The organism is Nocardia colli, from assembly GCF_008704205.1.
Lineage (GTDB): Bacteria > Actinomycetota > Actinomycetes > Mycobacteriales > Mycobacteriaceae > Nocardia > Nocardia colli.
In genome coordinates this window covers 159,238-184,556 of record NZ_VXLC01000008.1, presented here as the reverse complement: position 1 = coordinate 184,556, position 25,319 = coordinate 159,238, and the positions used below count along the sequence as shown (strand labels likewise).

The 25,319-nt window shown below is 66.7% G+C and carries 30 protein-coding genes; 10 read left to right on the top strand and 20 right to left on the bottom strand.

Features of this window, described 5'->3' with window-relative positions; genetic code table 11:
• Positions 1 to 2 precede the first annotated feature (2 nt).
• Both F3087_RS19775 and F3087_RS19770 read right to left on the bottom strand, forming a co-directional pair.
• On the bottom strand, positions 3 to 479 hold the full coding sequence (locus tag F3087_RS19775) for a DUF1772 domain-containing protein (RefSeq protein ID WP_150403478.1): 477 nt from the start codon (positions 477 to 479) through the stop codon (positions 3 to 5).
• 101 nt (positions 480 to 580) lie between these two features.
• Positions 581 to 1,267 carry a winged helix-turn-helix transcriptional regulator gene (locus F3087_RS19770; RefSeq protein ID WP_150403477.1) on the bottom strand — a complete coding sequence of 229 codons (687 nt, stop codon included), beginning with the start codon at positions 1,265 to 1,267 and terminating at the stop codon, positions 581 to 583.
• A gap of 117 nt (positions 1,268 to 1,384) precedes the next feature.
• Here F3087_RS19770 and F3087_RS19765 point away from each other — a divergent pair, with 117 nt between their 5' ends.
• Positions 1,385 to 2,821 (top strand): MFS transporter, encoded by a 1,437-nt coding sequence (locus tag F3087_RS19765; protein WP_150403476.1) that lies wholly within the window; start codon positions 1,385 to 1,387, stop codon positions 2,819 to 2,821.
• A gap of 17 nt (positions 2,822 to 2,838) precedes the next feature.
• Here F3087_RS19765 and F3087_RS19760 read toward each other — a convergent pair whose 3' ends face one another.
• On the bottom strand, positions 2,839 to 3,894 hold the full coding sequence (locus F3087_RS19760) for an AraC family transcriptional regulator (RefSeq protein ID WP_150403475.1): 1,056 nt from the start codon (positions 3,892 to 3,894) through the stop codon (positions 2,839 to 2,841).
• Between the two features lie 73 nt (positions 3,895 to 3,967).
• Here F3087_RS19760 and F3087_RS19755 point away from each other — a divergent pair, with 73 nt between their 5' ends.
• Positions 3,968 to 5,170 carry an oxygenase MpaB family protein gene (locus F3087_RS19755; RefSeq protein WP_150403474.1) on the top strand — a complete coding sequence of 401 codons (1,203 nt, stop codon included), beginning with the start codon at positions 3,968 to 3,970 and terminating at the stop codon, positions 5,168 to 5,170.
• Positions 5,171 to 5,246: 76 nt separating this feature from the next.
• On the opposite strand, the gene F3087_RS19750 is transcribed toward F3087_RS19755, so the two are convergent.
• From F3087_RS19750 to F3087_RS19730, 5 genes are all read right to left on the bottom strand, one after another.
• A complete protein-coding gene (locus F3087_RS19750) occupies positions 5,247 to 5,660 on the bottom strand; it encodes an SgcJ/EcaC family oxidoreductase (protein ID WP_150403473.1) in 414 nt (137 codons plus the stop codon).
• Between the two features lie 211 nt (positions 5,661 to 5,871).
• The gene (locus F3087_RS19745) at positions 5,872 to 6,234 is read right to left on the bottom strand and encodes a hypothetical protein (RefSeq protein ID WP_150403472.1); all 363 of its coding nucleotides are present in this window, start codon (positions 6,232 to 6,234) and stop codon (positions 5,872 to 5,874) included.
• 38 nt (positions 6,235 to 6,272) lie between these two features.
• On the bottom strand, positions 6,273 to 6,809 hold the full coding sequence (locus F3087_RS19740) for an Rv0361 family membrane protein (protein WP_150403471.1): 537 nt from the start codon (positions 6,807 to 6,809) through the stop codon (positions 6,273 to 6,275).
• Between the two features lie 41 nt (positions 6,810 to 6,850).
• Positions 6,851 to 7,279: a hypothetical protein gene (locus tag F3087_RS19735; RefSeq protein WP_150403470.1), complete on the bottom strand. Its 429-nt coding sequence runs from the start codon at positions 7,277 to 7,279 to the stop codon at positions 6,851 to 6,853.
• A gap of 14 nt (positions 7,280 to 7,293) precedes the next feature.
• Positions 7,294 to 8,511, bottom strand: coding sequence for a hypothetical protein (locus F3087_RS19730; RefSeq protein ID WP_150403469.1), 1,218 nt, complete (start codon positions 8,509 to 8,511; stop codon positions 7,294 to 7,296).
• Positions 8,512 to 9,533: 1,022 nt separating this feature from the next.
• Here F3087_RS19730 and F3087_RS46660 point away from each other — a divergent pair.
• A complete protein-coding gene (locus F3087_RS46660; RefSeq protein WP_223885211.1) occupies positions 9,534 to 9,917 on the top strand; it encodes a hypothetical protein in 384 nt (127 codons plus the stop codon).
• A gap of 29 nt (positions 9,918 to 9,946) precedes the next feature.
• On the opposite strand, the gene F3087_RS19720 is transcribed toward F3087_RS46660, so the two are convergent.
• From F3087_RS19720 to F3087_RS45995, 3 genes are all read right to left on the bottom strand, one after another.
• Positions 9,947 to 10,903, bottom strand: coding sequence for a sigma-70 family RNA polymerase sigma factor (locus tag F3087_RS19720; RefSeq protein ID WP_150403468.1), 957 nt, complete (start codon positions 10,901 to 10,903; stop codon positions 9,947 to 9,949).
• Positions 10,900 to 12,396, bottom strand: a complete 1,497-nt coding sequence (locus F3087_RS19715) for an amidase (protein WP_150403467.1) — start codon at positions 12,394 to 12,396, stop codon at positions 10,900 to 10,902. Before F3087_RS19715 ends, F3087_RS19720 begins: the two co-directional genes overlap by 4 nt.
• A 182-nt stretch (positions 12,397 to 12,578) precedes the next feature.
• Entirely contained in the window at positions 12,579 to 12,923 is a 345-nt protein-coding gene (locus tag F3087_RS45995) for an EthD domain-containing protein (protein WP_191094057.1), read from the bottom strand.
• Positions 12,924 to 13,212: 289 nt separating this feature from the next.
• On the opposite strand from F3087_RS45995, the gene F3087_RS19705 reads away from it, so the two are divergent.
• A complete protein-coding gene (locus tag F3087_RS19705; protein WP_191094056.1) occupies positions 13,213 to 14,424 on the top strand; it encodes an FAD-dependent monooxygenase in 1,212 nt (403 codons plus the stop codon).
• Between the two features lie 45 nt (positions 14,425 to 14,469).
• On the top strand, positions 14,470 to 16,440 hold the full coding sequence (locus tag F3087_RS19700) for a S9 family peptidase (protein ID WP_150403465.1): 1,971 nt from the start codon (positions 14,470 to 14,472) through the stop codon (positions 16,438 to 16,440).
• A gap of 24 nt (positions 16,441 to 16,464) precedes the next feature.
• On the opposite strand, the gene F3087_RS19695 is transcribed toward F3087_RS19700, so the two are convergent.
• A complete protein-coding gene (locus F3087_RS19695; protein WP_150403464.1) occupies positions 16,465 to 17,046 on the bottom strand; it encodes a TetR/AcrR family transcriptional regulator in 582 nt (193 codons plus the stop codon).
• A gap of 92 nt (positions 17,047 to 17,138) precedes the next feature.
• Here F3087_RS19695 and F3087_RS19690 point away from each other — a divergent pair, with 92 nt between their 5' ends.
• From F3087_RS19690 to F3087_RS19675, 4 genes are all read left to right on the top strand, one after another.
• Positions 17,139 to 17,855 (top strand): alpha/beta fold hydrolase, encoded by a 717-nt coding sequence (locus tag F3087_RS19690; RefSeq protein ID WP_150403463.1) that lies wholly within the window; start codon positions 17,139 to 17,141, stop codon positions 17,853 to 17,855.
• A 229-nt stretch (positions 17,856 to 18,084) separates the two neighbouring features.
• Positions 18,085 to 18,720 (top strand): hypothetical protein, encoded by a 636-nt coding sequence (locus tag F3087_RS19685; protein ID WP_150403462.1) that lies wholly within the window; start codon positions 18,085 to 18,087, stop codon positions 18,718 to 18,720.
• 366 nt (positions 18,721 to 19,086) lie between these two features.
• Entirely contained in the window at positions 19,087 to 19,320 is a 234-nt protein-coding gene (locus tag F3087_RS19680) for a hypothetical protein (RefSeq protein ID WP_150403461.1), read from the top strand.
• Between the two features lie 29 nt (positions 19,321 to 19,349).
• On the top strand, positions 19,350 to 19,628 hold the full coding sequence (locus F3087_RS19675; protein WP_150403460.1) for a hypothetical protein: 279 nt from the start codon (positions 19,350 to 19,352) through the stop codon (positions 19,626 to 19,628).
• A gap of 256 nt (positions 19,629 to 19,884) precedes the next feature.
• Here the strand turns inward: F3087_RS19675 and F3087_RS19670 are convergent, their stop codons facing one another.
• The 5 genes from F3087_RS19670 to F3087_RS19655 form a co-directional block, all read right to left on the bottom strand.
• A complete protein-coding gene (locus F3087_RS19670) occupies positions 19,885 to 20,205 on the bottom strand; it encodes a hypothetical protein (protein ID WP_150403459.1) in 321 nt (106 codons plus the stop codon).
• 87 nt (positions 20,206 to 20,292) lie between these two features.
• On the bottom strand, positions 20,293 to 21,114 hold the full coding sequence (locus F3087_RS19665) for a MarR family winged helix-turn-helix transcriptional regulator (RefSeq protein ID WP_191094055.1): 822 nt from the start codon (positions 21,112 to 21,114) through the stop codon (positions 20,293 to 20,295).
• Between the two features lie 105 nt (positions 21,115 to 21,219).
• Positions 21,220 to 21,609, bottom strand: coding sequence for a hypothetical protein (locus tag F3087_RS19660; RefSeq protein WP_150403458.1), 390 nt, complete (start codon positions 21,607 to 21,609; stop codon positions 21,220 to 21,222).
• Between the two features lie 40 nt (positions 21,610 to 21,649).
• Positions 21,650 to 21,820, bottom strand: a complete 171-nt coding sequence (locus F3087_RS45990; RefSeq protein ID WP_191094054.1) for a hypothetical protein — start codon at positions 21,818 to 21,820, stop codon at positions 21,650 to 21,652.
• Between the two features lie 15 nt (positions 21,821 to 21,835).
• Entirely contained in the window at positions 21,836 to 23,107 is a 1,272-nt protein-coding gene (locus F3087_RS19655; RefSeq protein ID WP_150403457.1) for an alpha/beta hydrolase, read from the bottom strand.
• A gap of 95 nt (positions 23,108 to 23,202) precedes the next feature.
• On the opposite strand from F3087_RS19655, the gene F3087_RS19650 reads away from it, so the two are divergent.
• Positions 23,203 to 23,658, top strand: a complete 456-nt coding sequence (locus F3087_RS19650; RefSeq protein WP_223885210.1) for a MarR family winged helix-turn-helix transcriptional regulator — start codon at positions 23,203 to 23,205, stop codon at positions 23,656 to 23,658.
• Positions 23,659 to 23,672: 14 nt separating this feature from the next.
• Here F3087_RS19650 and F3087_RS19645 read toward each other — a convergent pair whose 3' ends face one another.
• The 3 genes from F3087_RS19645 to F3087_RS19635 all read right to left on the bottom strand — a co-directional run bounded on the left by F3087_RS19645 (position 23,673) and on the right by F3087_RS19635 (position 25,267).
• The gene (locus F3087_RS19645) at positions 23,673 to 24,188 is read right to left on the bottom strand and encodes a YybH family protein (RefSeq protein ID WP_223885209.1); all 516 of its coding nucleotides are present in this window, start codon (positions 24,186 to 24,188) and stop codon (positions 23,673 to 23,675) included.
• Between the two features lie 78 nt (positions 24,189 to 24,266).
• The gene (arfB, locus tag F3087_RS19640; protein ID WP_150403456.1) at positions 24,267 to 24,695 is read right to left on the bottom strand and encodes an alternative ribosome rescue aminoacyl-tRNA hydrolase ArfB; all 429 of its coding nucleotides are present in this window, start codon (positions 24,693 to 24,695) and stop codon (positions 24,267 to 24,269) included.
• 158 nt (positions 24,696 to 24,853) lie between these two features.
• Positions 24,854 to 25,267, bottom strand: a complete 414-nt coding sequence (locus tag F3087_RS19635; protein ID WP_150403455.1) for a nuclear transport factor 2 family protein — start codon at positions 25,265 to 25,267, stop codon at positions 24,854 to 24,856.
• Between the last annotated feature and the right edge of the window lie 52 nt (positions 25,268 to 25,319).

Here is a 25,319-nt window from a genome sequence, read left to right as displayed (position 1 = left end):
GATCAGAACAGGATCAGCGCGGCGCACAGTCCGGCGATGGCGATGAACTGCAAGCTGACCCGGTACTTCAGGATGCTGTCCCACTTGTCTTGCAGCGCACGGGCATTGGCGGGAATGATGCCGCTCTGCGCGGCGGCGGTCTGCTGGGTGTTGATCGGCTTGGCGATGCGGACGTAGAGGGCGAGCCAAGTGAGCAGCGCCGCCACCGTGATCCCCGCCGCCACTGCGGCTCCGGCCTGCCCGGCGAACAGCGCGAACAGCAGCGTCAGCACCGCGGTGATCACACCGCCCGCACCGATAACCGGCATGCGCTTGTCGCCGTAATAGTGGCCCCAGCCCGCACTCACGGTCACGGTCGCGTCATCGAGCTTGCGATACACCGCCCGCATGATCACCGCCCCGCACACATCGGTGCCGTAGACGACGGCATTGGCGAGGACGGCGACGGCGGCGATGATCTGGCCGGTGACGATGAGCATTTCGACTTCCTTTTCCCGAAATCTAGCAGCGCTAGAAGCTGGAGCAACGGTAACATCCGCTCGCTACATTGTCTAGCGTTGCTAGATTTCGGGAGGTGCCGTCAGTCGTTCGTCACCGGCGGAACTCCGGTTGCGTCGATCGTCCGTCCCGGCAGGAACACCGCGCTGAGGGTTCGCCGGTCGCCGCGGAGATCGCCGAGGGCGAGGGCCTGATCGATCGTGAGTCCGCCCGCCGCGAGCCCGATGACAACGTCCGGGATGGCGGTGAAGATCGTGTCCGGCTGCTGGTCGGTCTGGGCGACCGCGCGGGGACCGTCCTCGTCGACGCGCAGGATCAGGCGGAATCCGTCCGTGTCGATGCCGAGTTCCACCGGTGGAGTCGCGGTGATTCCCCGCAGCAGGGCAGGGAGGGCCAGTGCGAGCCAGCGCGGCTGGAACGAATCGCCGTTACGCCCGGTCATCAGCAACGGCGCGGCCCACCGGCCGAGCGCCTCCATCGGTTCTTGGAGTCCCGCGCCCCACGGCGTCAGGGCGTACTGGACGCCCGCCGCTCCGAGCTGTCGCTGCACGATGCCGTTGGACTCCAGCGTCCGCAGCCGCTCGGCCAGGAGGTTGGTCGCGATCCCGGCGAGTGACGTCTTCAACTCGGAGTAGCGCATCGGGCCGGGGAGCAGCTCACGCACGATCAGCAGCGTCCAGCGCTCGCCCACGAGATCCAGGGCGCGCGCGAGGGCGCAGAACTGCTCGTAGGAGCGGGGACTTTTCGGCCTACGCTTGACTTCATCCATCAAGCTTGATTTTATCAACCAGCCGGGGGTGTCGCGCAACGGGCACGCCTGCCGGGCGGAGTCGGCCCCGAAACCCGCCTGGTTCGAGATGCTTTCACTCCAGAGAGGCACCTTGTCATGACTCGCGCGATGGATAATCCGGCCGTCCTGTCGACCACGCGCGGCAAGCTGATCCTCGCGCTACTCTGCTCGGTCGGGTTCCTCGACTTCATGGACGCGGTGATCGTCAACGTGGCACTACCCTCGATCCAGCATCGGCTCGACTTCTCCGAGCCGGGCTTGCAGTGGGTGGCTACCGGTTACCTGCTGACCTACGGCGGGTTCATGTTGCTCGGCGGTCGTGCGGCGGACCTGATCGGGCGTCGGCGGGTGCTCGTCGTCGGCGTGGTCGTGTTCGCGCTGGCATCGCTGGTCGGTGGGTTCGCGACCACCGCGCTGTTGCTCGTCGGTGCGCGTCTGTTCCAGGGCGCCGGGGCGGCGTTGATGATGCCTGCGGCGTTGTCGCTGGTGACGACCACCTTCGAGGAGGGTTCGGATCGGCATCGAGCCCTCGGCGCCTGGGGTGCGATGATCGGGCTGGCCTCGACCGCCGGTGTCCTGCTCGGTGGTGTGCTGACCGAGTATTTCGGTTGGCGCGCAGTGTTGTTGATCAATCCGATCATCTGTGCGGTGCTGCTCGCCTCGATCTATCGGCTGCTGCCCGATGATCGGCACCGTGCGCCGAGCCGCGACTTCGACACCGCTGGTGCCATTCTGAGCACGGGTGGCGTGTTGCTGCTGGTCTATGCGGTCGTCGAGGCGCCGCACGCGGGCTGGGACTCGCTGAGCACGATCGGCCGGCTCGCGGGTGCGGCTGTGCTGCTGGTCTTGTTCGTGGTGAACGAGTACCGGCAGCCGAATCCGTTGATGCCGTTGTCGATCTTCCGGGTCCGCGGGCTCGCGGCCGCCGACGCCACCCAGTTGATCGCGATCGCCGGATTCCTGTCGATGTTCTTCTTCCTCACCCTCTACATGCAGAACGTGCTCGGATACTCCGCGCTGAAGACCGGCCTGGTGTATCTCCCGCTCACCTTCGGGGTCGGGATCGGCGCCGGTGGCTCGACCAAGCTGATTCCGCTCATCGGAACCCGGCCGTTGATCGTGGGTGGTTGCGTACTCGCGTCCGCCGGTGTGTTTCTGCTGTCGCGGCTGCCGGTCGACGGCGAGTTCCTGACCGATCTGCTGCCCGGCATGATGGTGGTGGCGGTCGGCCTGGGCACGGTCCTGGTGTCGGTCACCAACGCCGCCAACGCCGGAGTATCACCAGACCAGGCAGGACTCGCGGCGTCGCTGCTGAACAGCTCCCAGCAACTCGGCGGCGCGCTCGGTCTCGCGGTGCTGACCACCCTCGCGACCTCCCACACCACCCACCTGCTGCACGCTGGGACGGCCCCGCCCGAAGCCTTGGCCTCCGGATTCGGTCGCGCACTGCTGGCCAGCAGCATCGCCGTCCTGATCGCTGCCGTAATCGGCCTGCGCACCTACAACACTCGCACCAACGACGCACCCATGTGACGAGCCCCGCCGAGTGGTTATCGCCTGCCGGGTGGGTGGCCGTGCCAGCGGCGATAAGCGTGGCTGAAGGCGGCGGTGTCGGAGTAGCCGAGGCGTCTGCCGACTGCTTCTACCGTCAATCCTTGGGCGAGTAGCTCGTCGGCGAGTAGTTGGCGGATCTGACCGAGGAGTGCGCGAAAGGTGGTGTGTTCGGCTGAAAGTCGTCGGTGCAGGGTGCGTTCGGAGAGACCGAGTGCGCGCGCGACCGCGGCGAGGGAGGGCATGGCGGCGGGATTCTGCAACAGCAGATGGCGGACCTGGGCCGCGGTGCCGGTGAAGCGGCACCGTTCGTCGAGGAGTTCCGCGCACTGCTGGACGCACAGCGCGGCGGTATGCGGGTCCGGGGCGGGGGTCGGCTGGTCGAGGAATGCGTGCGGGATGGTGAAAGCGTTACGGGGCGAATCGAATTCGATGATGATCGACATGCCGAACGGTTCCACCAGCGCCTGGGCGATCATGGCGTATTCGACCGGCCCGGAGTCGGTGAGCTCGAGTCGGACCGGATCGTCCATGGCCTCGATCAGTTGGCGCGCTCCCGCGGAGAGCAGGAGCGAGGCCACCTGAAAACCGGCGACCAGGTCGCGGATCAGGAGGAAGGGCCGGACATCGGCGGGAACATCACCGTCGCCGACGACCACGAGCAAGCCGGCCGCGGTCTCGGTGTAGGAGACGTCGAAGAAGTCGGAGGTGAGTTCGGTGAACCGCTGCAGCAGCCGAATCGCCTCGCGCACAGTGGAACTCGACAGCATCGCGTAGCCGAGGAGGCCGGCGCTGGTGAGCGAATAGCGCAGCCCGGTTTCGAGGCCGAGCGCCCGTGCGTCCGCGCCGCATCCGAGCAGGTTCCGGATGACCCGTAATTCCTGTTCCGGCAACACGACTGCGCGCGGATGATCGAGATCGTCTCGGCGCAGCCCGGTTCCGGCCAGGCAGTCGTCGGCGGACAGTCCATGGTCGCGGCCGGTGTCGAGCAGCAGCCGTGTCGATACCGCCGGGCGGGCTATCTGCCACCGCCCGGGACGAGCCGGTTCCCCCATATGGCGGAAACTAACAAACACCCGACAGGTTGTCACCTGTCCGTCCGATCAGCGGCTTCCTACCGTCGAAGACATGACTACCTCCTCGATTCCGTTCGACCCGGCGCGGTTGGCGCGGATCGACCGCGCGCGGCAGTACGCACCCGACGATGCGGTCGATTGCGTGGTGCGGGGACTGTTCCGAACCGATTCCGTAATCGACGCGGTCGTAGCGGATTTCGCGGCCATGGACCGCGGTGCGGGCTGGCGGGTCCTCAAGGAGGCGCTGCGTAGTCGGGATCCGAACCCGCCCGACTGCCCGGATTCGCTGCGAGAAATGCTGACACCGTTGCTGAATCCGCCGGATTGGTTCGATCCGGATCAGGTCCGCCAGGGCGCACAGCTGTGGTGGCGGTTCGCGCCCGCCGTCATCATCGGCATGGGCGGCACGCTGCTGAGCGCGTACGCCTACGGCGATCTCAACAAGCCGCAGGCGATGAACTCCCGCTCGGAGATCATGGCCGCCCGCCGCTACGAGGAAACCGCCCGCTGGGTGCTGGCGGCCACCGAGCCGGGCAGGCTCGGGCCGGGCGGTACCGGTTTCGACTCCACCATCCGAATCCGGTTCGTGCACGCCATGGTTCGGCGCCATCTGCGCGAGAGCGGTAGCTGGGACCGAACCGCGTGGGGCGAGCCGATCCACACCACCGGCATGGCGGTCACCGCGCAGGCGTTCCTGCTCCTGCCGCTGGCGATGTACGAGCTGTTCGACATCTCGCTACGCGACGACGAACTGGAGGCGATCCGCCAATTGTGGTTCTGGATAGCGTATCTCATGGGCGTGCCGGACGAGCTGTTGCCGCATTCGCTCGAGCGCGCCGCCGCGTTCAACCTCGCCGCCACGGTCGTGTTCGCGCCGCCCGACGAGGACACCGTCATCCTGACCAAGGCCTTGCTGCGCAGCGGATTGAGAGCCGAACGTGTACTACCGCAACCATTCCGGCCGATCTTGGCGCCGGTCCTTCGTCCAGTCGTGTCGACTCTGGTCTGGGGCGGGGCCGGTCGCATCGTCAATTCCGTCACCGACCCCGACGGCACCCCACCCCGTAACCATCCAGTGGTCCTGACCCTCCGCCAGGTGGCACGCGCACGGGAATGGTTGCGCCACACTGGAAGACTCGGCACCGACGAACACATCGCCGTGCGCCAGCGCGCCGTTCTCGCCGCTGCCCTCGATGCCATGAAGGCCGAGTCCGCTCCGGTCGATCCCCGGTATGCCGTTACCGCACGCCATTGAGCGACCGCCCCGGCGCGTCGACGATCGTGGCGCAAGGCCCTCATCCGCGTCGACGGACGAGGGCCGTCCGGTCAGCTCACTGGGCAGGCGCCAGCACCGGGCTGTTGTGATAAGCGGCGATCAGCCACCGGCCGTCGCGCTTCTCGAAGACCCAGGTGGCGTTCACCTTTCGCTCGTCGGCGGGTACTTCGGTCTCACCGGCGAACAGGATGGCGGATTCGCTGATGACGATCGCGGCGTCCGCGCCGACGAAGCGGATACTGAGCTGCCTGTTCACGGTCGAGCTGCCGGCGAGCGGTCCGGCGAAGGACAGCGCCATGCTCTGGCGGATCACCTCGCGGTTGTCGCGGAGCGAGCCGGTCATGATGGCGGTCGCGTCCGCGGTGTAGTCGGCGACCATGGCGTCGGCGTCGCCCGCCGCCCACGCCTTATAGGAATCGGCCAGCACGGCCTGGATCGCGGCCTCGTCGGCGGCACGATGGTTCGACATCGGAAGGTCTCCCTTGTTGATCGGCTCGCCGGGAGTGTCCGGCGAACTCAGGGATACATACCGGCGGCGGTGCCCGAACTCATCGCGCCCACGGAAAGAATTTCCGACCCGAGGTCAAGCGGGTTATCTGCGTGACCGGCTCGAGGAACGCGATGTGTTTCAGTCCATGCCACCAGCCCATCCGATTCCACTGAGCGGCAGTGGATTCCGGCTAGTCGCTGTGCGGGTCGCGCCGAGGTGGCTGATTTGCGGCGCCCCGGCGTGACCAGCGGCGCCGCAACAGTATGAACACCGCGCCGAGGAGCCCGACCGCGACGAACACCAGGATCAGCTTGCCGAGGCCGGTGAGCACACCGGCGATCGCCCCCAGGGCGAGGACCACGGGGAGAATGGCGTAGGCGGCGGCAAGCTCGAGCACGCCGAGGAACCCGCCGTCGGCTCGGCCCGAATCGGCCAGCGCCTGCCCGAAGTCGGCAACCGAGTCACCATAGAGCGGGAAGGTGAGGGCGGCTACCGCGACGAGTGCGAGCACCGACCACCAGCGGTATTTCGCGACGAGATTGCGCTCGGGCATTGCCCCGCTCCTTTCGTTTGCTCGGTCCGCAGTCGCGCTCAGGCTACGCCCGTGGTGCTGAGCAGAAACGCCGTGCAGACCTTCCAGGTTCCTTTGTCGTCCTGCAGGAGCACAAAGGTGCCGACATGGTCGCTGACAGTTTGCCCTGGGCCGTAGTCGAGCCGGACTCGCGCGTACAGCTGCGCCGCCTTGCCGGTCTGGGTGAAGTACTCGAAGTCGCTGAGACTGGTTGTCGCGCGCGCGGTCGCGGGGCCATCGGGCTGACTCGAGTCGAGCAAGCCACCCAGCGTGTCCGAGGTAGTTCGGGCATAGAGCTCGCCGCAACTGTTCGCCTTCAGGTAGTCCTTGTCACCGGCGTTGTAGCGGGTCACCAGATTGTTGACCGCGTTCTGCACTGCGGATTCGGACTCGGACGTCGCTCGGCTGCCGTCGTCGCGAGACAGCACCGCCACGACGGCGACGATGATCGCGACGAGTGCGACGATCAACGCCACCGGGACGAGCCAGCGCGACGGCTCCGAGCGACGCGGCTCGACCACGGTCGACCCGGCCTCGCCTGAATTCTGTTCGGACATTTCGTCTTCCTGTTCTGTACTCGATCGGTGGGGAGCGTCGGCTATTCGCAGTTGTCGAACTTCCAAGTGCCGTTTTCCTTCACCCACCGACGCGGGCCGCGGTCATCGGACAGTGCCGCCGGTTCGTCGTGGTAGATCACCTGAACCGCGGCCCGGTCCGCATCGGCCGATGTCACGACGATCGATGGCGGGATCGAGACGAGATCCCTTCTGACGCCGTACAGGTTTCGGATGCCGTTCTCGTATTCCTCTTCCGAAATCACGGCCTGGCATTTCGTGGAGCGCATCGCGTATGCCGCCTTGTACTGTCCCGTCGATATCAACGTGGCCAGCTGCGCGGCACCGGCGGTGACCTGTTGTACCGATTGCGAATTCGGCGCAGCGGGTGCACTTGTTCCGATGCTACAGCCGGCCGCGAGAAATGCGGCGAACGGCAGCGCGATAAGTGTTCTCGTCAAGTTGATTCGCATGATTTCCCTCCTCGCTAGGCCAGGCAGGCCGGGTTCGCACCGCAACCGGTCGGCGGCGGATTAGGGGTTGTCGTCGGCGGCGGAACTGTCACCGGCGGCGGCGACGGCCGAGTGGTCGGTGGCGGCTGCGGTTGCTGCGTCGGCTGTGGCGGCGGCGGTGCCATCGTCGTGTTCGGGGGCGGACTGCTCGGCGCGTTCTGACCTGCGCCGGTAGCCGAACCCTCGTTCGAGCCGTTACCGTCGCCCGCGTCGCCGCCGTCACCTTCCCCGCCGTCGCCGTCACCGCTGCCCAGCGGATCGGGAAGTTCTTGGCCGAGCCAGCCTTCCAGCGCGCCCTTGCAACTGTTGTAGGCCTGCAGGATGCCGAATGCCTCCAAGATAATGGTGCGTAACGCCTTGTTGTCGACCAGGAATTTGAAGATCGTCTTCGAGATCTTGTCGACTAGGTCCTTGCCCTTCTCGTTCCGGAAGATCTTCTCCAGCTGCGTCAGCAGTCCCTTGATCGGCTTTTCGAATTTAGGGAATTTGGTGGCCAGGTCGGTCAGCAGTTTGTACACGGTGCGGAATTTGGTGAACGGCGCGAGGATGATTCCGAGGGAGAGCAGGCATTCGCCGGATTTCTTCAGCGTGTCCCAGCCCTTGTTCAGACCGCACCAGAGGTCGGTCCAGTCGCAACCGAACAACCCGGCCATCCGGTAGGCCGGACTCGAAATGTCCACCGGCCCCTGAGGTACTCCGGCCGGTTCCGGCGGCGACACGGGTGACGTAGACGGTGCCGGTGTGGTGCCCCGCGCCTGCTCGGTCGGCAATGCGGGGCTCGGACCTGCGCCGGCCGTCGGTCCCATGCTCCCGTTGGGCTCGGCTCCCGGCACCGGCACGATCGGCGTGCCATTGCCGGGCCCGACCGGTGGCGGAGTCAGCGCACCGGCTTGACTGCCGGCGCCGGTCCCGGCGGAAGGCTGACCGGGCAGGGCCGGAGTCGGCAACGCTGGAGGTGTCGTCGGCGGTCCCGGCGGTGGCGTCGGCGGATCCGGCACGTCGACGCAAGGCCAGCCGGGATGCATCTGCTGCCACTGCTCACACGGAATGTAGGGCCCAGCCTGCGCCGGTGCGTCGAACGGATCGGTCAGCAGGACAACCGTGCCTGCCACCAGCACAGCTCCCGTCGCCACCAGCGAGACGCCGGCGCGCCGCCATGGGCGCCGTCGCCGGCTGAGATCAGGTTCGAACATCGACTACTACCCCTTACGAAAATGAATGGCGGACGAAGCACTCGAACCAGCTGCCCCGAAACCAGCTCCGTTGACCATCCCGACGAACCCCTGGCACATCTATAGCGACCAACGCGCTACCCGGACTCCCTATTCGATCAACGCCGTAATTCCCCTGAGGAGCTTGAAATCTGCCCACCGGAGCGCGTGCCACAGCGGATGAGTGACCCATAGAAAATCATCGCAGCTATTTATTGGCAATCTTTAGTTGACCGGATCCGTCTGCCGTGATCACGCGTTCACCTGCCGTACACCCGGCTCGGCAGGTCAGATCGGGTCGTTGAGGATTCAATCCATCGTTTGTGAGCTGAGTCTCATCAGTTCCGTGATCGCGGGGTCGTGCGCGCGAGTGCGCCATCGGACGCGGCGAAACCTCATCCGTGCAGCGCACCGTCGAAACCTTGCGCGGCAACAGCCTGACCTTGGTGCGGTTCGAGCCGGATACCGTCGAGAACGACGACAGTCCGCTAGCGGAGAACAAACTGATGGACTCCGAACACACCTCATCAAGACTGTGGGACAACGCATTACTGAGCCGCGGCATCCGCAGACCGAAGACAACCGGGCAGCACGCTGACGTTGTGCACCACCGGTTACCGCCCGAATCCAGCTCCGCCCGTTCATAATCGAAGGCGGAGGACGATATGGATTTCATCGGCAGGCAACCCCGCGGCGGGCAGCGGAGCTTGCTCGTCATTCGCCCATCCTGGCGTCGGCTCTGCGGCGTGCTCCCCGTTGTGGCCGCATTGACCGTCACGCTATCCGTCAGCGCTTGCACAGCAACGACTTCCGCGCCGCCCGCCGCGCCAGGAGTCGGTCCCGCACCGGATGCGCCACCCGCGGCGGGCATTCCGATCGGCCCCGGCCCGACGAACTACACCGTGCAGTCTCAGCCCGCACCGGGAAGTTGCCATGTTCGGTCGACACCGGCTGGGCAACCACTGCCGGACCCGGTGTGCACGCCGGGCGCCGTGAATCCCAAGGTGACGCAATCGAATCTCGCGAACACGGTCTGTAAATCCGGGTACACCAAGTCGATCCGCCCCGCTGAATCGATCACCGACGCGGAGAAGAAGGCCAACGCCCAGTCCTACGGCTACACCGGCGATCCGCGCCAAGCGGAGTACGACCACCTGATCTCGCTGGAGCTCGGCGGCGATCCGAACGACCCGCAGAACCTCTGGGTCGAGCCGCCCTCGCCGGGGCACAAAACCAAAGACGGCGTGAATAATCCAAAAGATCAGGTGGAGAACAGCCTGCACAGCCTGATCTGTGCGGGCAAAGTCCCACTTGCCCAGGCGCAAAGCGCGATCGCGACCGATTGGACCGCCGCCCTGGCGACCGTCGGCCACCCGAACGGCAAGTAGCGCCTACGCACCCGAGTGTCGTTGCAGGACTAAGCGTCGCGCCTGGTTACCAGCCCGAAAGTCGCGAAGATCTCGGGATCCTGGAACACCGAATTCCGGCTGATGCCCTCGGTAGTGACCGTGAAGATCTGGAGCGTGTGCAGTTGGTAGTGGCCGTCGATGCGCTGATAGGCGGCGAATCCGGGTTGGCCGCCGTTGGCGGTGACCGGCTCCAGCAGCCAGTCCTTCCCGGCAGCTTCGAAGACCCATTCCATGAACAGGCCGTAGTTGCCTCGCCCGCTGAACCAATTCAGCATCGGCGGCATCTCCATGACGACGTCCTCGGTCAGCAGCCGCTTGAGCGCCTCGACATCGGCCCGTGCGAACGCCGTCATATAGCGCTCGACCCAGGCGCGCTGCTCGGCCGTGGACGGTTCGCTGCTCCGTTCCCCGGCCCCGATCTCCTTCAAGCGGGCGCGCGCCCGCTGCAACGAGCTGTTCACCGACACGACGGTGGTGCCGAGGATTTCCGCCGTCTCGGCCGCGGAGAAGCCGAGCACCTCACGCAGGATCAGCGCGCCGCGCTGCCGCGCCGACAGGTGTTGCAGAGCGGAAGCGAAGGCCAAGCGCAGGCTGCTGCGATCGATCACGGTGCCGGCCGGATCCCCGTTGTGCAGCAATGAATCCGGTACGGGTTGCAGCCAGGTGGCGTGCTCTCTCCGGACGAACGGCCCGAGCGGATCCGCCGCGTCCACCAGCCCCGAGGGCAGGGGTCGGCCGCCTCGGCCCTGTAGCGCGGTCAGGCAGACGTTGGTCGCGATCCGGTAGAGCCAGGTGCGCACTGAGCTGCGCGTTTCGTCGTATTGCTCGCGCGCCCGCCACGCCCGCAGATAGGTGTCCTGGACCAGGTCCTCCGCGTCGTGCGCCGAACCCAGCATCCGGTAGCAGTACGCCAGCAGCTCCGTCCGGAACGGTTCGATGCGACGATCGAAGTCGGCTTCGGTCATTCCACCGCCGCGGGGGCGAGCGGGGGTTCGAGGTGACTCCAAGGTTGGGTCTGTTCGAGTTCGGCGGCGAGTTGCAGGAGCAGGAATTCGGAGCCGAGCGGGCCGACGAATTGGCTGCCCAGCGGGAGACCGTCGGCGGTGCGGTGCAGGGGAACACTGATGGCCGGGCGGCCGGTGACATTGGCGAGCTGGGTGAACGGAACCGGGGCCAGGTTGGTGAGGACGAGGTCGCGGTAGATCGGGGTGCGCGTGATCGCCGTGCCCGCACGCAGTTCCAGCAGGACGGCCAGGATCTTCTCCAGGGCCGCAGGCGGTTTCGTCTGGCCGATGCGCAGCGGCGGCTCGGCGAGGGTGGGGGTGAGCAGCAGGTCGTAGGTTTCGTGGAATTCGCTGAGCGCGCGGGTGTAGGTGTTCCACCGGCCGTGCGCCTCGATCAATGTGGTGGCGGAGTGGGCGCGTCCGCCGGCCGCGACCACGCGGGTGGTCAGGTCGAAGTCGGAATCGCTTGCGCCGCTGAGCTTTCGGGCCTGCGCGAGGCGGGCGGCGAGGTTGGCGGTCCACACCGTCATGAAGTCGTGCGCCATCTGCCTGCTGTCCATCCGCGGCGCGGCCTGCTCGACGTGATGGCCCAGCTGTTCCAGCAGTGCCGCGGTCGCCTCGACCGCGCGCACCGCCTCGGCGTGAACCGGTGTGCCCAAAGGGGATTCATGGGTGAACCCGATGCGCAGCCGGCGCGGCGGCGCGTCCACCGCGGTGGCGTACGGCTGGGCGGACCGGCTCGGCAGGTAGGGACCGCCGGGATCGGGCTCGCTGAGCAGGTCGAACATCACCGCCGAATCGCGGACACTGCGCGACAGCACACCGGCGGTGGCGGCGCCGAAGATGTGCTCGGCGAAGTCGGGACCCGCCGGGACCAGCCCGCGCCCGGCCTTGAGCCCGAACAGCCCGGCGCAGGCCGCCGGGATGCGGATCGAGCCGCCGCCGTCACTGGCGCCGGCCATCGGCAGGATCCCCGCCGCGACCGCGGCCGCCGAGCCCCCGGACGAACCGCCCGGGGTGCGGTCGAGATTCCATGGATTGCGGGTCGCGCCGTAGGTCCGGGTCTCGGTGACCGCGACGGCGCCGAACTCGGGGGTGGTGGTCTTGCCGAAGATCACCAGACCGGCATCGATCCACCGCTGCACCACCGTGGCGTTCTTGTCGGCCTTCAGTTTTCGCAAGGGACCGGTGCCCGATGCCGTCGGATAGCCCGCGAAATCCTGTCCGAGATCTTTGAGCAAGAACGGCACGCCGGCGAACGGTCCTTCCAGCGGGCCTTCGGCCGCAGCCCGCCCGACCTCGTCCATGCGCAGGCTGATCGCGTTGATCTCGGGGTCGACCTGTTCGAGGCGGGCCGACGCGACCTCCAGCAGTTCGGCCGGGCGCACCTCACCTTTGGCCACCAACTCGGCCAGGCCGACCGCGTCGTAGGCCCGGTATTCGCTGTACCGCATGGACTTTCCTTTCGGCCGGGAGCACCAAGCGCCGGCCCGCGATATCGCGGACGAGTCGTGGTGTCGAGCACCGCCATCATGCACCCGGGTTGCCGACACGTCATGTTCGCGGGCGGTTGCCGGCCGATCGACCGGTCCCGGGCGGCCGGATGACGGAGCTATTCGCCCATCCGGCGGAGTGCTCAGCCGAAGATCGGCGTCTCGGTCGTATAGAGGAAGCGGGTCAGGGAGCGGTCGATGAACTGCTCCTCGTCCGCGGCGACGGTCGTGGTGTAGGTCTCGGAGGTGAACCAGCGGGCGGCGTCGGCGATGTCGTCGACCCACACCTCGGCGACCCCGTCGTAGAAGACGCTGCTGACGCCGGGGATCGCGTCGTCGGTGGGTAAGAGCTGGACGTAGCGCCGGACCGGGACCTCGCCGCCGGGCAGACTCGCGATCAGCGGGGTGTGCTTCTGCGTCCAGTAGTGCACGAACTCCTCGTGGGTGAGGTCAGACCGCCGGGTCAGGAAGATGCTGAGCTTGATCATTGAAGACTCCTCGTGGTCGAGATTGACTTGCCTGGGCAAGTCATAAGGTAGACCAGTATTACTTGCCCAGGCAAGTGAAATCTCTTGTTCGGGCAAGTTAGGGTGGTCGGCACGGGCATGGTCTAGTTCCGGGCATTTCGCCCGATCTCGGCCGCACCGATGAAATTCGGGTGGGTCCGCCGTCGATACAGCTGGATACACCGACAGCACACGGAGGCACTGACATGCGGAAGCTGATTCTGAGACTTGAGGTCTCGCTCGCCGGCACCACGGGTGAGCAGGTCTGGCGATGAGCGGGATCAAAGTCTTGGTGGCGGGTGCGAGCATCGCCGGGCCCGCGCTGGCCCACTGGCTGCACCGGCGCGGAGCCGAGGTCACCGTGGTCGAGCGCGCTCCCGAGCTGCGTCCCGGCGGGCAGGCGGTGGACGCGCGCGGGGTGACCAAGGAGGTCATCCGGCGGATGGGGCTGGACGCGACGATTCGCGCGGCCTGCACCGATACCGCAGGCGCGCACACGGTGGATGCCGATGGAAACGTGCTGGAGACCTTCCGTGTGGAGGACGACGGCGGCGACGGATACATCGCCGATATCGAGATCCTGCGCGGGGACCTGGCCCAGGTGCTCTACGACGACACCCGCGACGGCGTCGAATACCTTTTCGGCGACCGGATCACCGAGCTCACCCAGGACGCGGACGGCGTCGACGTCACCTTCGAAGGCGGCGACCGCCGGCGCTTCGACCTGGTGATCGGGGCGGACGGGTTGCACTCGGCGCTGCGCTCGATGGTCTTCGGGCCGCGCGAGCAGTACGTCCGCCACCTCGGGCTGGTGCTGGCCTTCTACAGCGTGCCCAACGAGTTCGGGCTGGACCGCTGGCTGCTCGACTACCAGGATTCCGGGCGCTCCGCCATGCTGCGGCCCATCCAGGACGCCACCCGGGCGATGGCCATGTTCTCCTTCCCCTCGGCCGATTTCGACGTCGACTACCGCGACATCGAGGCTCAGAAGCGGCTGCTGCGCGAGCGGATGGGCGACTTCGGCTGGTTGACCAAGGACATCCTCGCGCACCTGGGGGGCACCCCGGATTTCTACCTCGACCAGGTCGCGCAGGTCGTGATGGACCGCTGGTCGAGCGTACGGGTCGGGCTGTTCGGCGACGCGGCGTTCAGCTCGTCGCCGATGTCCGGGCAGGGCACCGGGCTGGCCCTGGTCGGCGCCTACCTGCTGGCCGGCGAGCTGGCCGCCGCCGGATGGGACGTCGAGGCCGGGTTCGCCGCCTACGAAGCGCGGATGCGTCCGTTCGTCGAGGCCAACCAGGAGATCGGCCGGTTGCACGCGCACAGCCTCACCAATCCCGCGCCGAAGCCCGAGCCGGGCGCCGAGCCCGAGGTCGAATGGGACTTCGAGCTGATCGATCGGGCGATCAACGGCGTCGAGCTGCCCGACTACGCCGGGGTGCCGGATTCCGGCCCCTCGATCGGAGCGCCGGTCACCTCCTAGTCTCGGACGCGGCGGATCGAGCGGACGGCCGGTTAGCCTGGGCCGGTGACAGTTACAGAGTTGCCCTTCGGATCCTGGCCGACCTCGATCACCTCCGAATTCGTCGTCACGGCGGCGGTTCGGCTGTGGGAGGTGCGCGTCGACGGCGCCGATGTCTACTGGTCGGAGGGGCGTCCCAGCGAGGGCGGCCGGACCCAAATCGTGCGGCGCGGTGCCGACGGCACGGTCACCGATCTGCTGCCGGACGGCATGAACGCGCGCACCGCGGTGCACGAATACGGCGGCGCGGCCTGGTGGGTGCGCGACGGGGTGCTGTGGTTCACCAACTGGGCTGATCAGCGGTTGTACCGGCTCGAATCCGGTGGTGTGCCGGTGCCGCTGAGCCCGGTTCCGGCCGGGCCCCGCGGGGAACGGTTCGCCGATGGTGAGGTCTCCCGGGACGGCACATTCCTCGTGGCTGTCCGCGAAAGCCATCCGGCCGACGGGCGCGGCGCGATCGATGTGCGCAACGAGATCGTGCGGCTGTCCGCGGACCGTGCGTCGCAGCCGGAAATCCTGGTGAGCGGACCGGATTTCGTCGCCGCGCCGCGGTTGAGTCCAGATGGCGGTTCGCTCGCGCTGGTCTCGTGGGATCACCCGTCCATGCCGTGGGACGACACCGTTCTGCGGGTGCGCGATCTCGCGACCGGCGCCGACACCGTCGTCGCGGGCGGGCCGGGGGAGTCGGTGATGGAACCGCGCTGGCAGTCCGACGGTTCACTGTTGTTCCTCTCCGATCGCAGCGGATGGTGGAATCTCTACCGCTGGACGTCCGACGGGACGGTCGCCCCGGTGATCGAGCTGGACGCCGAGATCGGTATGCCCGCTTGGCAATTAGGGTCGTCGCGCTACGCCGTGCTCGAAGACGGCAGCATCGTCTTCGCCCGTTGGCGGGACGGTTATGACGGCTTCGGATTGCGCCGGCCGGATGGGTCGGTGGCCGATCTGGACCTGCCGTTCTCCGCGATCACCGCGATCGAGCGTGTCGGTGCGGACGCCGTCGTCGTGGTGGCCGCCACTCCCGCGACCGAACTCGGCGTGTACCGGATCGAATTCGCTTCCGGCGCAGCAAAATTCGAGAGCATTCGCGCGCCGCGGGATCTCGGTCTCGACCCGGCCTCGTTTTCGGTCCCCGAGGCGATTTCCTTTCCCTCGGTGGACGACTCCGGCGCGCCACGGACCGCGCACGCGCTGTTCTATCCGCCCGCGAGCAACGATTACCGCGGCCCCGCAGGGGAACTGCCACCGCTGCTGGTGATGATTCACGGCGGCCCGACCAGTTCCGCGCTGCCGATGCTGTCGCTTCAGACCCAGTACTGGACCAGCCGAGGATTCGCGGTGGTCGACGTAAACTATGGCGGTTCAACCGGATTCGGCCGCGCTTATCGCGAGCTGCTCAAGGGTGCTTGGGGAGTCGTGGACGTAGCCGACTGCATCGCCGCGGCCGCCTGGCTCGGCGAGCAGAACCGGGTCGACGCGCAACGGCTGGCCATCCGCGGCGGTTCGGCCGGCGGCTACACCACGCTCGCCGCACTCGCCCGGACCGACACCCCATTCGCTGCCGGCGCAGACCATTTCGGCGTCGCCGACCTCGAGGCGCTCGCCGCCGATACGCACAAGTTCGAGAGTCGATACCTCGACGGTTTGATCGGCGAATACCCGGCCAGGCGCGACATCTATCGTGAACGGTCGCCGATCCATCACGTCGATCGGCTGCGCAAGCCGCTGATCGTGTTGCAGGGCAGCGACGACCCGGTGGTGCCGCTCAATCAGTCGGAGATGATCGTCGAGGCGTTGCGTGCGCGGCGAATCCCGGTGGCGTTCCTGGTCTTCGAGGGTGAGCAGCACGGGTTCCGCCGCGCGGAGAACATCCGCCGGGCACTGGACGCCGAACTGAGTTTCTACGGGCAGGTATTCGGGTTCACGCTGCCGGCATCCGAAGGCATCGAGCCGGTCGTGGTGGAGAACCTTGCCTAGCCGGGTCGTGTAAAACATTCGGGGTCAACGGGATTCGATGCCCGGCAGAATGATGTCAATGATGCCGGGCAGGTCTTCGGACGATGTGGGTTCGCCGCGCAGCAGCATGCGGAACCAGATCGCACCGGCCAGCGCGTCCATAATCGTTGCGGGATCAGCTGATCGGGCCAGTTCGCCGCGCTCGACGGCCCGCTCGAACATCGGTTGTTCCCGCTCCAGCCGGCCGGCGAAGAAGGAACGTCCGATCGCGGCCAGCTGTGGGCGGTTCGGGGCGGCCGCGAGTACCGCGGTGGCGATCGGCGCGGTCGTCTCATCGGTGAGCAGTCGGTGGATGGCCGCCGCGATCTCCAGCAGGTCGCCGCGCAGCGTCCCGGTATCCGGAACGTCGAAGCTCAGCAGATCGGAGTCCGCCAACGCGGCGGCCAGCAGCGCGTCCTTCGCGGGCCACCAGCGATACAGGGTGGTCTTGTTGACGCCGGATCGCGCGGCGACCGACTCCATGGTCAGGCCGTCGTAGCCCTGCGCGGACAGCAGGCTCAAGGTTGCCGCGAAGATCTCCTGCGCTCGTCGCGGCCCGTTGCCGGTTCGCTGATTCGATCCATCCACGCCCTGAGAGTACTACGCAACGTTGCGTTGCATTGATGGGAGTCCGACGCTAGATTGCAACGCAACGTTGCGTTGTATTTTGGAGGTAGGGCATGACACTCCCGATCGTTCTCGTGCATGGCATTCGACTCAGCGGAGCCTGCTGGCCCGCGGTCGCCGAACACGTCGCCGCCGAACGTCCGGTGGCGACGGTCGATCTGCCCGGGCACGGCACGCGCCGCGGTGAACGCTTCACCTTGGCCGCCGCGGTCGACGCCGTGCACGAAGGCATCGATCGGGCCGGTGGGCGAGCCGTTCTGGTGGGGCATTCCCTGGGCGGATTCGTCAGCACCGCGGCCGCCGCTGCCGACCCCGAGCGAGTCGCGGGATTGGTCGTCGCGGGCGCCAGCTGCCCGCCCAGTCGAGGGCTCGCGACGCCATTCACGCTGCTGCACAAGGGATTATCGGGTCGCGCCGACGGCGGTGAACGAATCAGCGGCCGGATCTTCGAGAAAGTTCTGCCGACGCGGGTGGCGCATGACATCGGACGCGGCGGAATCGCCACCGAGGTGATCCCCGATGTTGTTGCCGCCCTGCGAGATTTCGACCTGACCGCCGACCTCGGCAAATACCCGGGCCCGGTCTGGCTGGTCAACGGCGCCCGCGATCACTTCCGCCTCGGCGAGCGCCGATCCCTGAACGCGTGCACCCAAGGCCGCCTACTCGTCATCCCCCGAGCCGGCCACTACTTCCCCCTCGCCCAGCCCCGCACCTTCGCCCGACTGATCCTCGATGTGGCCGCTGCCTGCCAAACCCGGTCTGCTGCCTGATCGGCCTTGCGGCAGAATCGGTCATCGTGGTGCCTTTCCGAAGGTTTGTTGTTGCTGGATATGACCGGCCGCGTCGGTCGAACTCATCGGTGTCCAGCTGAGTCTTTGTAGGCACCTCCGTTGTGCGGGTGGGAATTTCGATCGGACGACCGTGCCGGGACGGGGGGATCTTAGGATGGCGCGTGGGCCCGGGATGGTGGGCGCCATCGAGACCGATGAGGAGCCGGTTGTGTCGGATACGTTTGTGGTTGCTGCTCGAATTCCCATGGGGCGGGAGGCATTCGAGCAGTGGTTGGAGACGCCCGCGCCGGGACCGGAGGTCATCGGGAATCCCGGTGCGATGTTCGACGGGTGGTTCTGGGACGGGAAGGCGCCGGATTGGCGACAGGCCGAGGAGGGGGTTACGCCTCGGGAGTATTTCGCCGACTGTTTCGGGGACGATACCGGTGGGCTGACCTACGTCCTGAGGTATCGGGAGGGCGCGCTCGAGGCGTATCTGATGCACTTCGGGTTCTGCGAGTCGAACATCTATACCGCGCTGGTGATGCTCGCCGCGGCCGGGCGGTTGAGCTCCGCGACGAGCCTGGTGTTGTTCTGGGCCGAGACCAGCGGATCGATGTTCGCAGCCGATTCGAGCGGATGGTTGGCGACGCTGTCGGTAGGTGTCGACGGGGCGCAGTTCGCTGCCGACATCGATCTCACGGGGGCGATCGCGGAGCTACGAGCGGCCGAGGCGAGCTACTTCGATTTGCTTGTCCGATTGTCGGAGGTGGAGGAATCGGTTGGCGCCGAAGGTAAGTCGAGTTTCGCGGCGATCGCCCGCGATCCCCGGTATGTGGATGCGGCGGTCATTGCCGAGAGCTGAACGGGCAGCGCCCCAATACTTTCCGCGCGCCGCTGCCGGTATGCGCGTTGCGCCGCGAACGGCAATGCCTTGCAGCTCTTCTCGCGAGCGTCGACATCTGTCTACCTGTCATGAACTCGTGATTCACTGTGGCACAGCCGAGCTCGCAGCCGCGCAGCCCTCGATGGCGGAACATCTGTCGACCACGCTCTCGTCGGAACAAAAACACACTCGCGTCGCTAGCCCTGCTGGACTATCATTGATCTCGTGTCACAGTTTTAGGTTCCTCTCCGCCTCTACCTGATTACCCGTGCTGATCTTCCACCGGGGACACAGGTCGCGCAGGCGACACACGCCGCGCTCGACTTTGCCATCGCGTATCCCGACATGGTCGCCGACTGGCACGCCACCTCCAATGTGTTGGTGGTACTTACCGCAGCTGACGAGCTGTCTCTCGGTTGGCTGTGCACCGATGTCGCCGCTGCCGGCCATCGGCTGGTCAGAGTCCACGAGCCCGATCTCGACGGTGCGCTGACGGCCGCCGCATTCGAACCGGCCGCCCGCCCGCTGGTCACTCACCTCCCTCTCGCCCTCACCGAACGAGGGGAGGTGAAAACATGACTATTTCCAACGACACTTAGCTGAGCGACTTGCGCGCCCAACTCGTCGAGCTCACCGCCGAGCGGGACGCGCTGCGCGCCCAGCTCGCCGGGGACCTGCCTACGGCCACACGCTGGCTGCAGCGCAAGGTTTGGCGGCAGGCCGCTGCGCTCGACGTGCTGAACCGCCGCGTCGTCACGCAACGTTTCGTGCTGCGGACGCTCGACCAGCTCGGGCGATCCCTGACGGCCGACGAATACCGAGCCGCCAGGACCGCGATCGCGAACGCCGAATTGCGGGACCGGATCGACGATCCGGACGCAGCCTGATCGGTCATCATGAGGTGGCCGGTCGCGCCGGCCACCCCATCAAGCCCCAGAAGCTCGACGGCCGAGCAGCCGCCTCTAAAGCGGCCCGTAACGGGTTCGACTCCCGTCTGGGGCACCATTTGGCTCGAACGTGCGGCATCCGGATACCACCGCGCCGGTCGACCGGCCCGGCGACGCGCCCGTCGACTGCCCCGTCTCGCAACTCGTCCATGTACTCGCGTTTGAGCACATCGGGGTCGACCATGTCCTCCGGGTCTCAGCCGACTCGGGCGGCGATGTACCCATCGAACGTGGCGAGCAATTGATACAGCTGGTTTCCGAGTTCGGTGAATTCCGTTGCAGTAAGGGGGAATCGGGGGAGAGCGCCGTCCAGCGCGACTCCGTGGCCGACAGCAACCGGCACTACCGACAGCTCGATGTAAGGCCCCTCGGTTCGGAGCAAGGGTGTGTGCAACGGGATGCGACGATCTCCAGCGGTCAATGTTGTGGGCTTGGGGACAGCGCGAGTGAGCAGCGCTGATCGTGCGGCATCGATGTTGTCGCCGAAATTGACCACCAATTCGAAGCAGATCGCCACGCCCGCTCCATCTTTCGTGTCGCTCAGCTGTTCTGGCGACGCGGTGGATAATTCACCCGGCCTATTTCGCGAGGGCACAGCCGCCGCTCAGTCGTCCTCGCCCGCGGCGGCCGCGATCGGCTCGAGCCCTGCGATCAGCTCGTCGAGTTCGTCCGCGCTGAGTACGTCGTAGGCCGGCGCCGCCAATTCGTCGGTGCGAGTCTCGATCTGCTGCTTGATTTCCCGACCGGCATCGGTGAACCCGCCCGCGGCATCCACCAGGCCGCGCTCGCGCAGCCCGTCAACGACGGCAGCCAACTGTGCCTGGGGCAAGTGATGGATCCGGCCGAACTTCTCCGCCCTCATCCCGAGAGCGAGCGCCATGAGGACATGGGCCTCGGTGCCGCTGATGCCGTGCGCGAGGAGAGCAGCATTGTGGCCGTCGCCGCGGAACTCCCGCAGCAGCGTGGCCGCATGCCAGAGTCTGGCCACCGGCTCCTCGGGCACGTCGACCGCGCGAAGTCCGGCATAGAGCGCTCGCCCCTCGGTCGGCGCGCTGAGCGCTGCTCGGGTCGCGAGCTCGGCGACCCGCACCAGATCGGCAGACTCGGCGAGCTCCCCGATCTGCTGTCGCAAGGCGTCGGCGCTGGCTCGTTCGCGCACGGCAATCGCCTCCTGCGGGGTGACCTTGCCCCAGACCCAGGGAATGTGGCGGGCCACCTCACCGTCGGCGAAGTTGTAGAAAACCGCGTGCACCACCTCCGCCGGTGCCGACCCCAACGGTGCGGCCCGCCCCGCGAAATATCCGTCCCAATAGTTGCGCATACCGAGCGCTAGAAACGCGTCGTTCACCACTTCGGAGAAGGTGATGGTGGCGATCGGCTCGACGAGCTCGAACATCCGGTGGATCTTGTCCTGTGAGTGCGGCATCGTCGGCATCTCCCATGATCGTGACCGCACCCTCATGCGCGGCCGTTCACCATAGCTACGAACCACGCGGCCCGGATCCGACAATTCCGCTCGATCCCGCTCCCGTCAAGCGTCGTCTTCGGTAGTGGGCAATGCGAACACGTCTCCCCGAAGGCAATTTCCCCGGGGATCGCGGCTCAACGGCCAAGGTTCGTCGAGGACAACCTTCACCTTCCGGCCGCCGAGATCGAGACCGTCGGCTTCGTACCCGTCAAGGCGCTCGTCGACATCGTCACTCAACAGGCCGGTCTGCTCGAGGATCGTGAAGAGCGCTTCAGCAGCGCAACTCACCTGTTGCTCCGCCTCGAGCGGGCTGGCATCGGGATGGAGGTCGAGATACGCACGCCGAGCGGCAGCAAGCAGACGCGATGCATCGGTGATGTGGAAGTCTCGCCGGTACCACAGCGAGATGTTCATACCGTCGACCAGTGGATCGTCTCCGACGCCGTCGCCCATGTACCGATACTAAAGCCCTGCTTCGGCTCGAACCCGCCCGTCAGAGCTGACGGTCGGATTCGATCGCTCGCCGGGCAGCGGCGAGGCTGTCGCGGACCTCGCCGGCCAGCGGGTGATCGGAGCCGACCGCCAATGTGATGCTCTGGTACAGGTTTTCGAAGAGTTCGGCGGCTTCGGTGAACCGACCCGTCGCGTTGGAACTAGTGGCCAAGTGCCAACCCGACCGTCAACTCCGGGCCCGCTGTCCGGTGCGCAGTTGCGCGATGGCGGTGGGGACTGTGCCTGACCACCATTGGGGGTCGGCGGTGCCGTCGGTGGTTCGGCCGTCGCGGTGTACGTAGTGCCGGACGTCTCGGCCCGGGGTCGCGAATTCGCCGGACAGGGCCCGTTCGAGCCATTCTGCGCCGAAGCGGAATATCTCGGCTGCGACTCCGCCGAGTGGATGGAACTCACCTTCGTAGACGCGAATCTCCTTGGGCGCGCGCACGAGTTCGTAGTTGGCGAGGGCCTGCTCGAGCGGGGTCAACTCGTCGAATTCGCCGATGCCGTACAGCACCGGGCAGGTGATGTCGCCGGCCAGATCACCCAGCGGCATGCGGGCCGTCAGGTCCCGGTCGAACGCGACCTCGTCGGCGTAGCCGGCCATGTACATGTAGTTGTTTTTGAAGGTCGGCTGGGCGCGCTCGAAGATGGTGTGGAAGTCGCCGGTGGGCGCCTCGAAGGCGGCGAGCGCCGCCAGCCGTGGATCCGCGGCGGCCGCGCGTGAACCCCAGTAGCCGCTCATGCTGATCCCGAACATGCCGATCCGCTGCGGATCCACTTCGGGCAGTTCGGCCAGGTAGTCGAGGTAACGACCTACCGCGCGTTCGTAGTTCGTGAGATCCACGGTGAGCCCGTTGGCGCGGGTCTCGCCCTGTCCCGGGCCTTCGATGGACAGCGCGACCACGCCGCGCGAGGTGTAGTACCGCTCGGCGGCGTAGAGGTAGTCCTCTTTGATCATGTCCATGCCGGGGCCGAGTATCACCGCCGGCGCGTTGCGCACCGGGCCCGCCGGCAGGTGCAGCAATGCGAAGATCTGCGCGCCCTCGAAGTCGAGCGCCACACGCCGGACCAGCCCGCCGCGCAACTCGCTCAGCCGCTCGACGCAGTGGTTGGCGCGTTCCCGGAAAGCGAGTTTGCGCGGGTCGGCGGCGTCGAAAATCGAGTACTGCGCCCGGCCCCACATCACCCCGGCGCGAATGTAGAGATCGGCGGCGGTGCGCGCGAAGCCATTTCGTTCGTGATGGGCTGCGCGCTGCTCGGCTTGGGCGGCGACGGTAGCCCAGGCCTTCGGCAGCATCGCCCCGCTCTGCACCAGGTCGAAGACCTTGTCGAAGTCGGTGTGGTCGTGGCCGAGCTGTTCCATGGTGCCCTTGGCCTGCGGATGCAGGGCGTCGAAGCCGCCCAGGGCCAGCGCGATATCCAGAGCCCAGCTCTGGCCTGTGGAGCGTGTGGTCATGTCGGGAGTCCTCTCTCCGATTTAGCTAAGTACTTACTTATTAAGTACTTAGGTTATGCTCGTGTCAACCCCAAATCCGCGATAGGAGACATACCGTGCCCGAACAGTCCGGTCAGAACCGCGCGGCCGCGCTGGACCAGCTCGCTCGCATGACGTACCGGCTCAGCGCGGCGGACTCCCGGCTGCGCGGCCGCGCGACCAGGTCGCCGGAGGCGCTGTCCCTGACCCATGCTCGGGCCCTGCGCGTGCTCCTCGAGCAAGGCTCCCGCACCATCAGCCAACTGGCCGCCGGGACCGAAACCACCGGCGCCGCAACCACTCAACTGATCAACGGCCTCGTCGCCGCGGGCTATGTCACCCGGGAGCGAGTCGCGGGCGACAAGCGCTCGGTGCTCGTCTCACTCACCGATGCCGGACGCGCCCGCAGCCGCGAACGTATGGCGGCGATGTCCGCTGCCCTGCAAGCAGAACTCGCGGACCAGGACATCGCCGCGCTGCGGTCCGCTACCGCGGTCCTCGACCGATTGATCGCGGTCTTCGACCGACTGTGATGCGGCCTGCCCACTCACACCTCGCGATCTGGACCTGGCAACGAGTCCATCAGGGCAGCAAGGGTTTTCCCATCCACGGTGACCGATGAGGTGTGGTCCCATACGATCCGCCAGCCGTTGGCGTCGCATCTCCAGGTCAGCGAACTTGTTGCGCGCAAGCCGGTTTCGGTGCCGTCGGCGGATATCAGCCGCGCGACGAAGACCAATCGGGAGACGGCGAGATCTCCGGACACCAGCACGTGCGGACCGTCGGCGAGACGATGGTCCGCCGCCACCAGCTGGTCGAAGACCGGCTCCCACAGCGACCGATATTCCTCGGCACTGCGCGCCACGCGGTGCTCGGGGTCTGCGTCGTCGTAGAGCAGGAGATCCTCGGCTTCCCAGTCGTAGAACTCGCCCTGGACCGCACGGAGGTCGAACGGCGGATCGCCCTGCTTGCGGTCCCACCCCCACAGCCACCGAACATGGCCCTCCGCCACGGTTTCCATCCGAGCCTGGATTTCTGCATCATTCGCTGTGCTACTCGTCATCCGTCGATGATCGGCAGGCGACCAGCCGGGCTACCAGGCCGCGCGCCTCCTGGTACCGGAGCACCTACCCATATCGCCTCAGTCGTCGGGGGAGGCGCGGCGGTTGCGTTTGGTGACCCCACGCCGCTTCTTCGCGGAGATTCGACGTTCCTTTGCGCCGCGCGAGGGCTTGGTGGGGCGGCGCACGGGCGGCGGGGCAGCAGCGGCGTCCCGCAGTAACGAGGCCAGGCGTTCGCGGGCGGCCGCGCGGTTCTGCAACTGCGCGCGTTGCTCCGACGCGGCGATCGTGAGCACCCCGTTGACCAGGCGGGTGGCCAGCCGTTCGAGCATCCGGGTGCGCAGCCACTCCGGCACCGAGGGCGAGTTGGCGAGATCGAACGACAGCTCCACCCGGCTGTCGGTGGTGTTGACGTGCTGCCCTCCCGGACCGGACGACCGGGAGAACCGCTCGCGCAACTCGGACGCGGGTATCACCAGCGTCCGAGACACGATCAGGTCCTCCGCCATGGTCCGGCGCCGCTCTTTCCGCTCAGAGAGTCGACCAGGCCACGTCGGACTAGTTCGACCGAATGGTGACCTCGCTGTTCACCATAGCGATCACCTTGTCGGCCGCGTTTCCGTCACCGCGTGCTGGTCAAAAACCGGTCGGGAAATCTCGATACCAGTCAGGCAGGTCGCATGGTTCGCATAGTGCGCTCGAATTCCCAGAAGGCGCGCACGGCGCGGATCTTCCCCGCCTCGTCGACCTGATAGATGAATACACCCTCGGCATCGATCACCTGGCCGCCGTTGTGGCTGCGGACCTTGCCGGTGTAGGCGACTTCGTTCCCGCAGGCAAAGGAGTCCTCGAACAGGAACTCGATCGACTCGTTGGGTGCGATGGCGTTGTCCCAGAACGCCGCGATGGCGGCACGACCGCGGTGGCCCTTGCCTTCCGGATCGAAATCCGAAGGGCCGACCGGGTCTTCGACGATGGCGTCCGCGGCGAACATCTCCAGCCAGGCATCCTTGTCGTGTGCCCGGACCGCGGCATGCAAGGCCTGGCTGGCGGTACGTGCCGGATGGGTTGCGGTGGTCATGGTGTCCTCCTGCTGTCGCGTCTCATGGAGCAGGTGGTAGAAGACACCCGGC

Bases quoted from the DNA above. Each gene is read 5' to 3' on its own strand.
- F3087_RS19775 (WP_150403478.1), bottom strand. From the start codon at position 479: ATGCTCATCGTCACCGGCCAGATCATCGCCGCCGTCGCCGTCCTCGCC.
- F3087_RS19770 (WP_150403477.1), bottom strand. From the start codon at position 1,267: ATGGATGAAGTCAAGCGTAGGCCGAAAAGTCCCCGCTCCTACGAGCAG.
- F3087_RS19765 (WP_150403476.1), top strand. From the start codon at position 1,385: ATGACTCGCGCGATGGATAATCCGGCCGTCCTGTCGACCACGCGCGGC.
- F3087_RS19760 (WP_150403475.1), bottom strand. From the start codon at position 3,894: ATGGGGGAACCGGCTCGTCCCGGGCGGTGGCAGATAGCCCGCCCGGCG.
- F3087_RS19755 (WP_150403474.1), top strand. From the start codon at position 3,968: ATGACTACCTCCTCGATTCCGTTCGACCCGGCGCGGTTGGCGCGGATC.
- F3087_RS19750 (WP_150403473.1), bottom strand. From the start codon at position 5,660: ATGTCGAACCATCGTGCCGCCGACGAGGCCGCGATCCAGGCCGTGCTG.
- F3087_RS19745 (WP_150403472.1), bottom strand. From the start codon at position 6,234: ATGCCCGAGCGCAATCTCGTCGCGAAATACCGCTGGTGGTCGGTGCTC.
- F3087_RS19740 (WP_150403471.1), bottom strand. From the start codon at position 6,809: ATGTCCGAACAGAATTCAGGCGAGGCCGGGTCGACCGTGGTCGAGCCG.
- F3087_RS19735 (WP_150403470.1), bottom strand. From the start codon at position 7,279: ATGCGAATCAACTTGACGAGAACACTTATCGCGCTGCCGTTCGCCGCA.
- F3087_RS19730 (WP_150403469.1), bottom strand. From the start codon at position 8,511: ATGTTCGAACCTGATCTCAGCCGGCGACGGCGCCCATGGCGGCGCGCC.
- F3087_RS19720 (WP_150403468.1), bottom strand. From the start codon at position 10,903: ATGACCGAAGCCGACTTCGATCGTCGCATCGAACCGTTCCGGACGGAG.
- F3087_RS19715 (WP_150403467.1), bottom strand. From the start codon at position 12,396: ATGCGGTACAGCGAATACCGGGCCTACGACGCGGTCGGCCTGGCCGAG.
- F3087_RS45995 (WP_191094057.1), bottom strand. From the start codon at position 12,923: ATGATCAAGCTCAGCATCTTCCTGACCCGGCGGTCTGACCTCACCCAC.
- F3087_RS19705 (WP_191094056.1), top strand. From the start codon at position 13,213: ATGAGCGGGATCAAAGTCTTGGTGGCGGGTGCGAGCATCGCCGGGCCC.
- F3087_RS19690 (WP_150403463.1), top strand. From the start codon at position 17,139: ATGACACTCCCGATCGTTCTCGTGCATGGCATTCGACTCAGCGGAGCC.
- F3087_RS19680 (WP_150403461.1), top strand. From the start codon at position 19,087: ATGGTCGCCGACTGGCACGCCACCTCCAATGTGTTGGTGGTACTTACC.
- F3087_RS19665 (WP_191094055.1), bottom strand. From the start codon at position 21,114: ATGCCGCACTCACAGGACAAGATCCACCGGATGTTCGAGCTCGTCGAG.
- F3087_RS19660 (WP_150403458.1), bottom strand. From the start codon at position 21,609: ATGGGCGACGGCGTCGGAGACGATCCACTGGTCGACGGTATGAACATC.
- F3087_RS19655 (WP_150403457.1), bottom strand. From the start codon at position 23,107: ATGACCACACGCTCCACAGGCCAGAGCTGGGCTCTGGATATCGCGCTG.
- F3087_RS19645 (WP_223885209.1), bottom strand. From the start codon at position 24,188: ATGACGAGTAGCACAGCGAATGATGCAGAAATCCAGGCTCGGATGGAA.
- arfB (WP_150403456.1), bottom strand. From the start codon at position 24,695: ATGGCGGAGGACCTGATCGTGTCTCGGACGCTGGTGATACCCGCGTCC.
- F3087_RS19635 (WP_150403455.1), bottom strand. From the start codon at position 25,267: ATGACCACCGCAACCCATCCGGCACGTACCGCCAGCCAGGCCTTGCAT.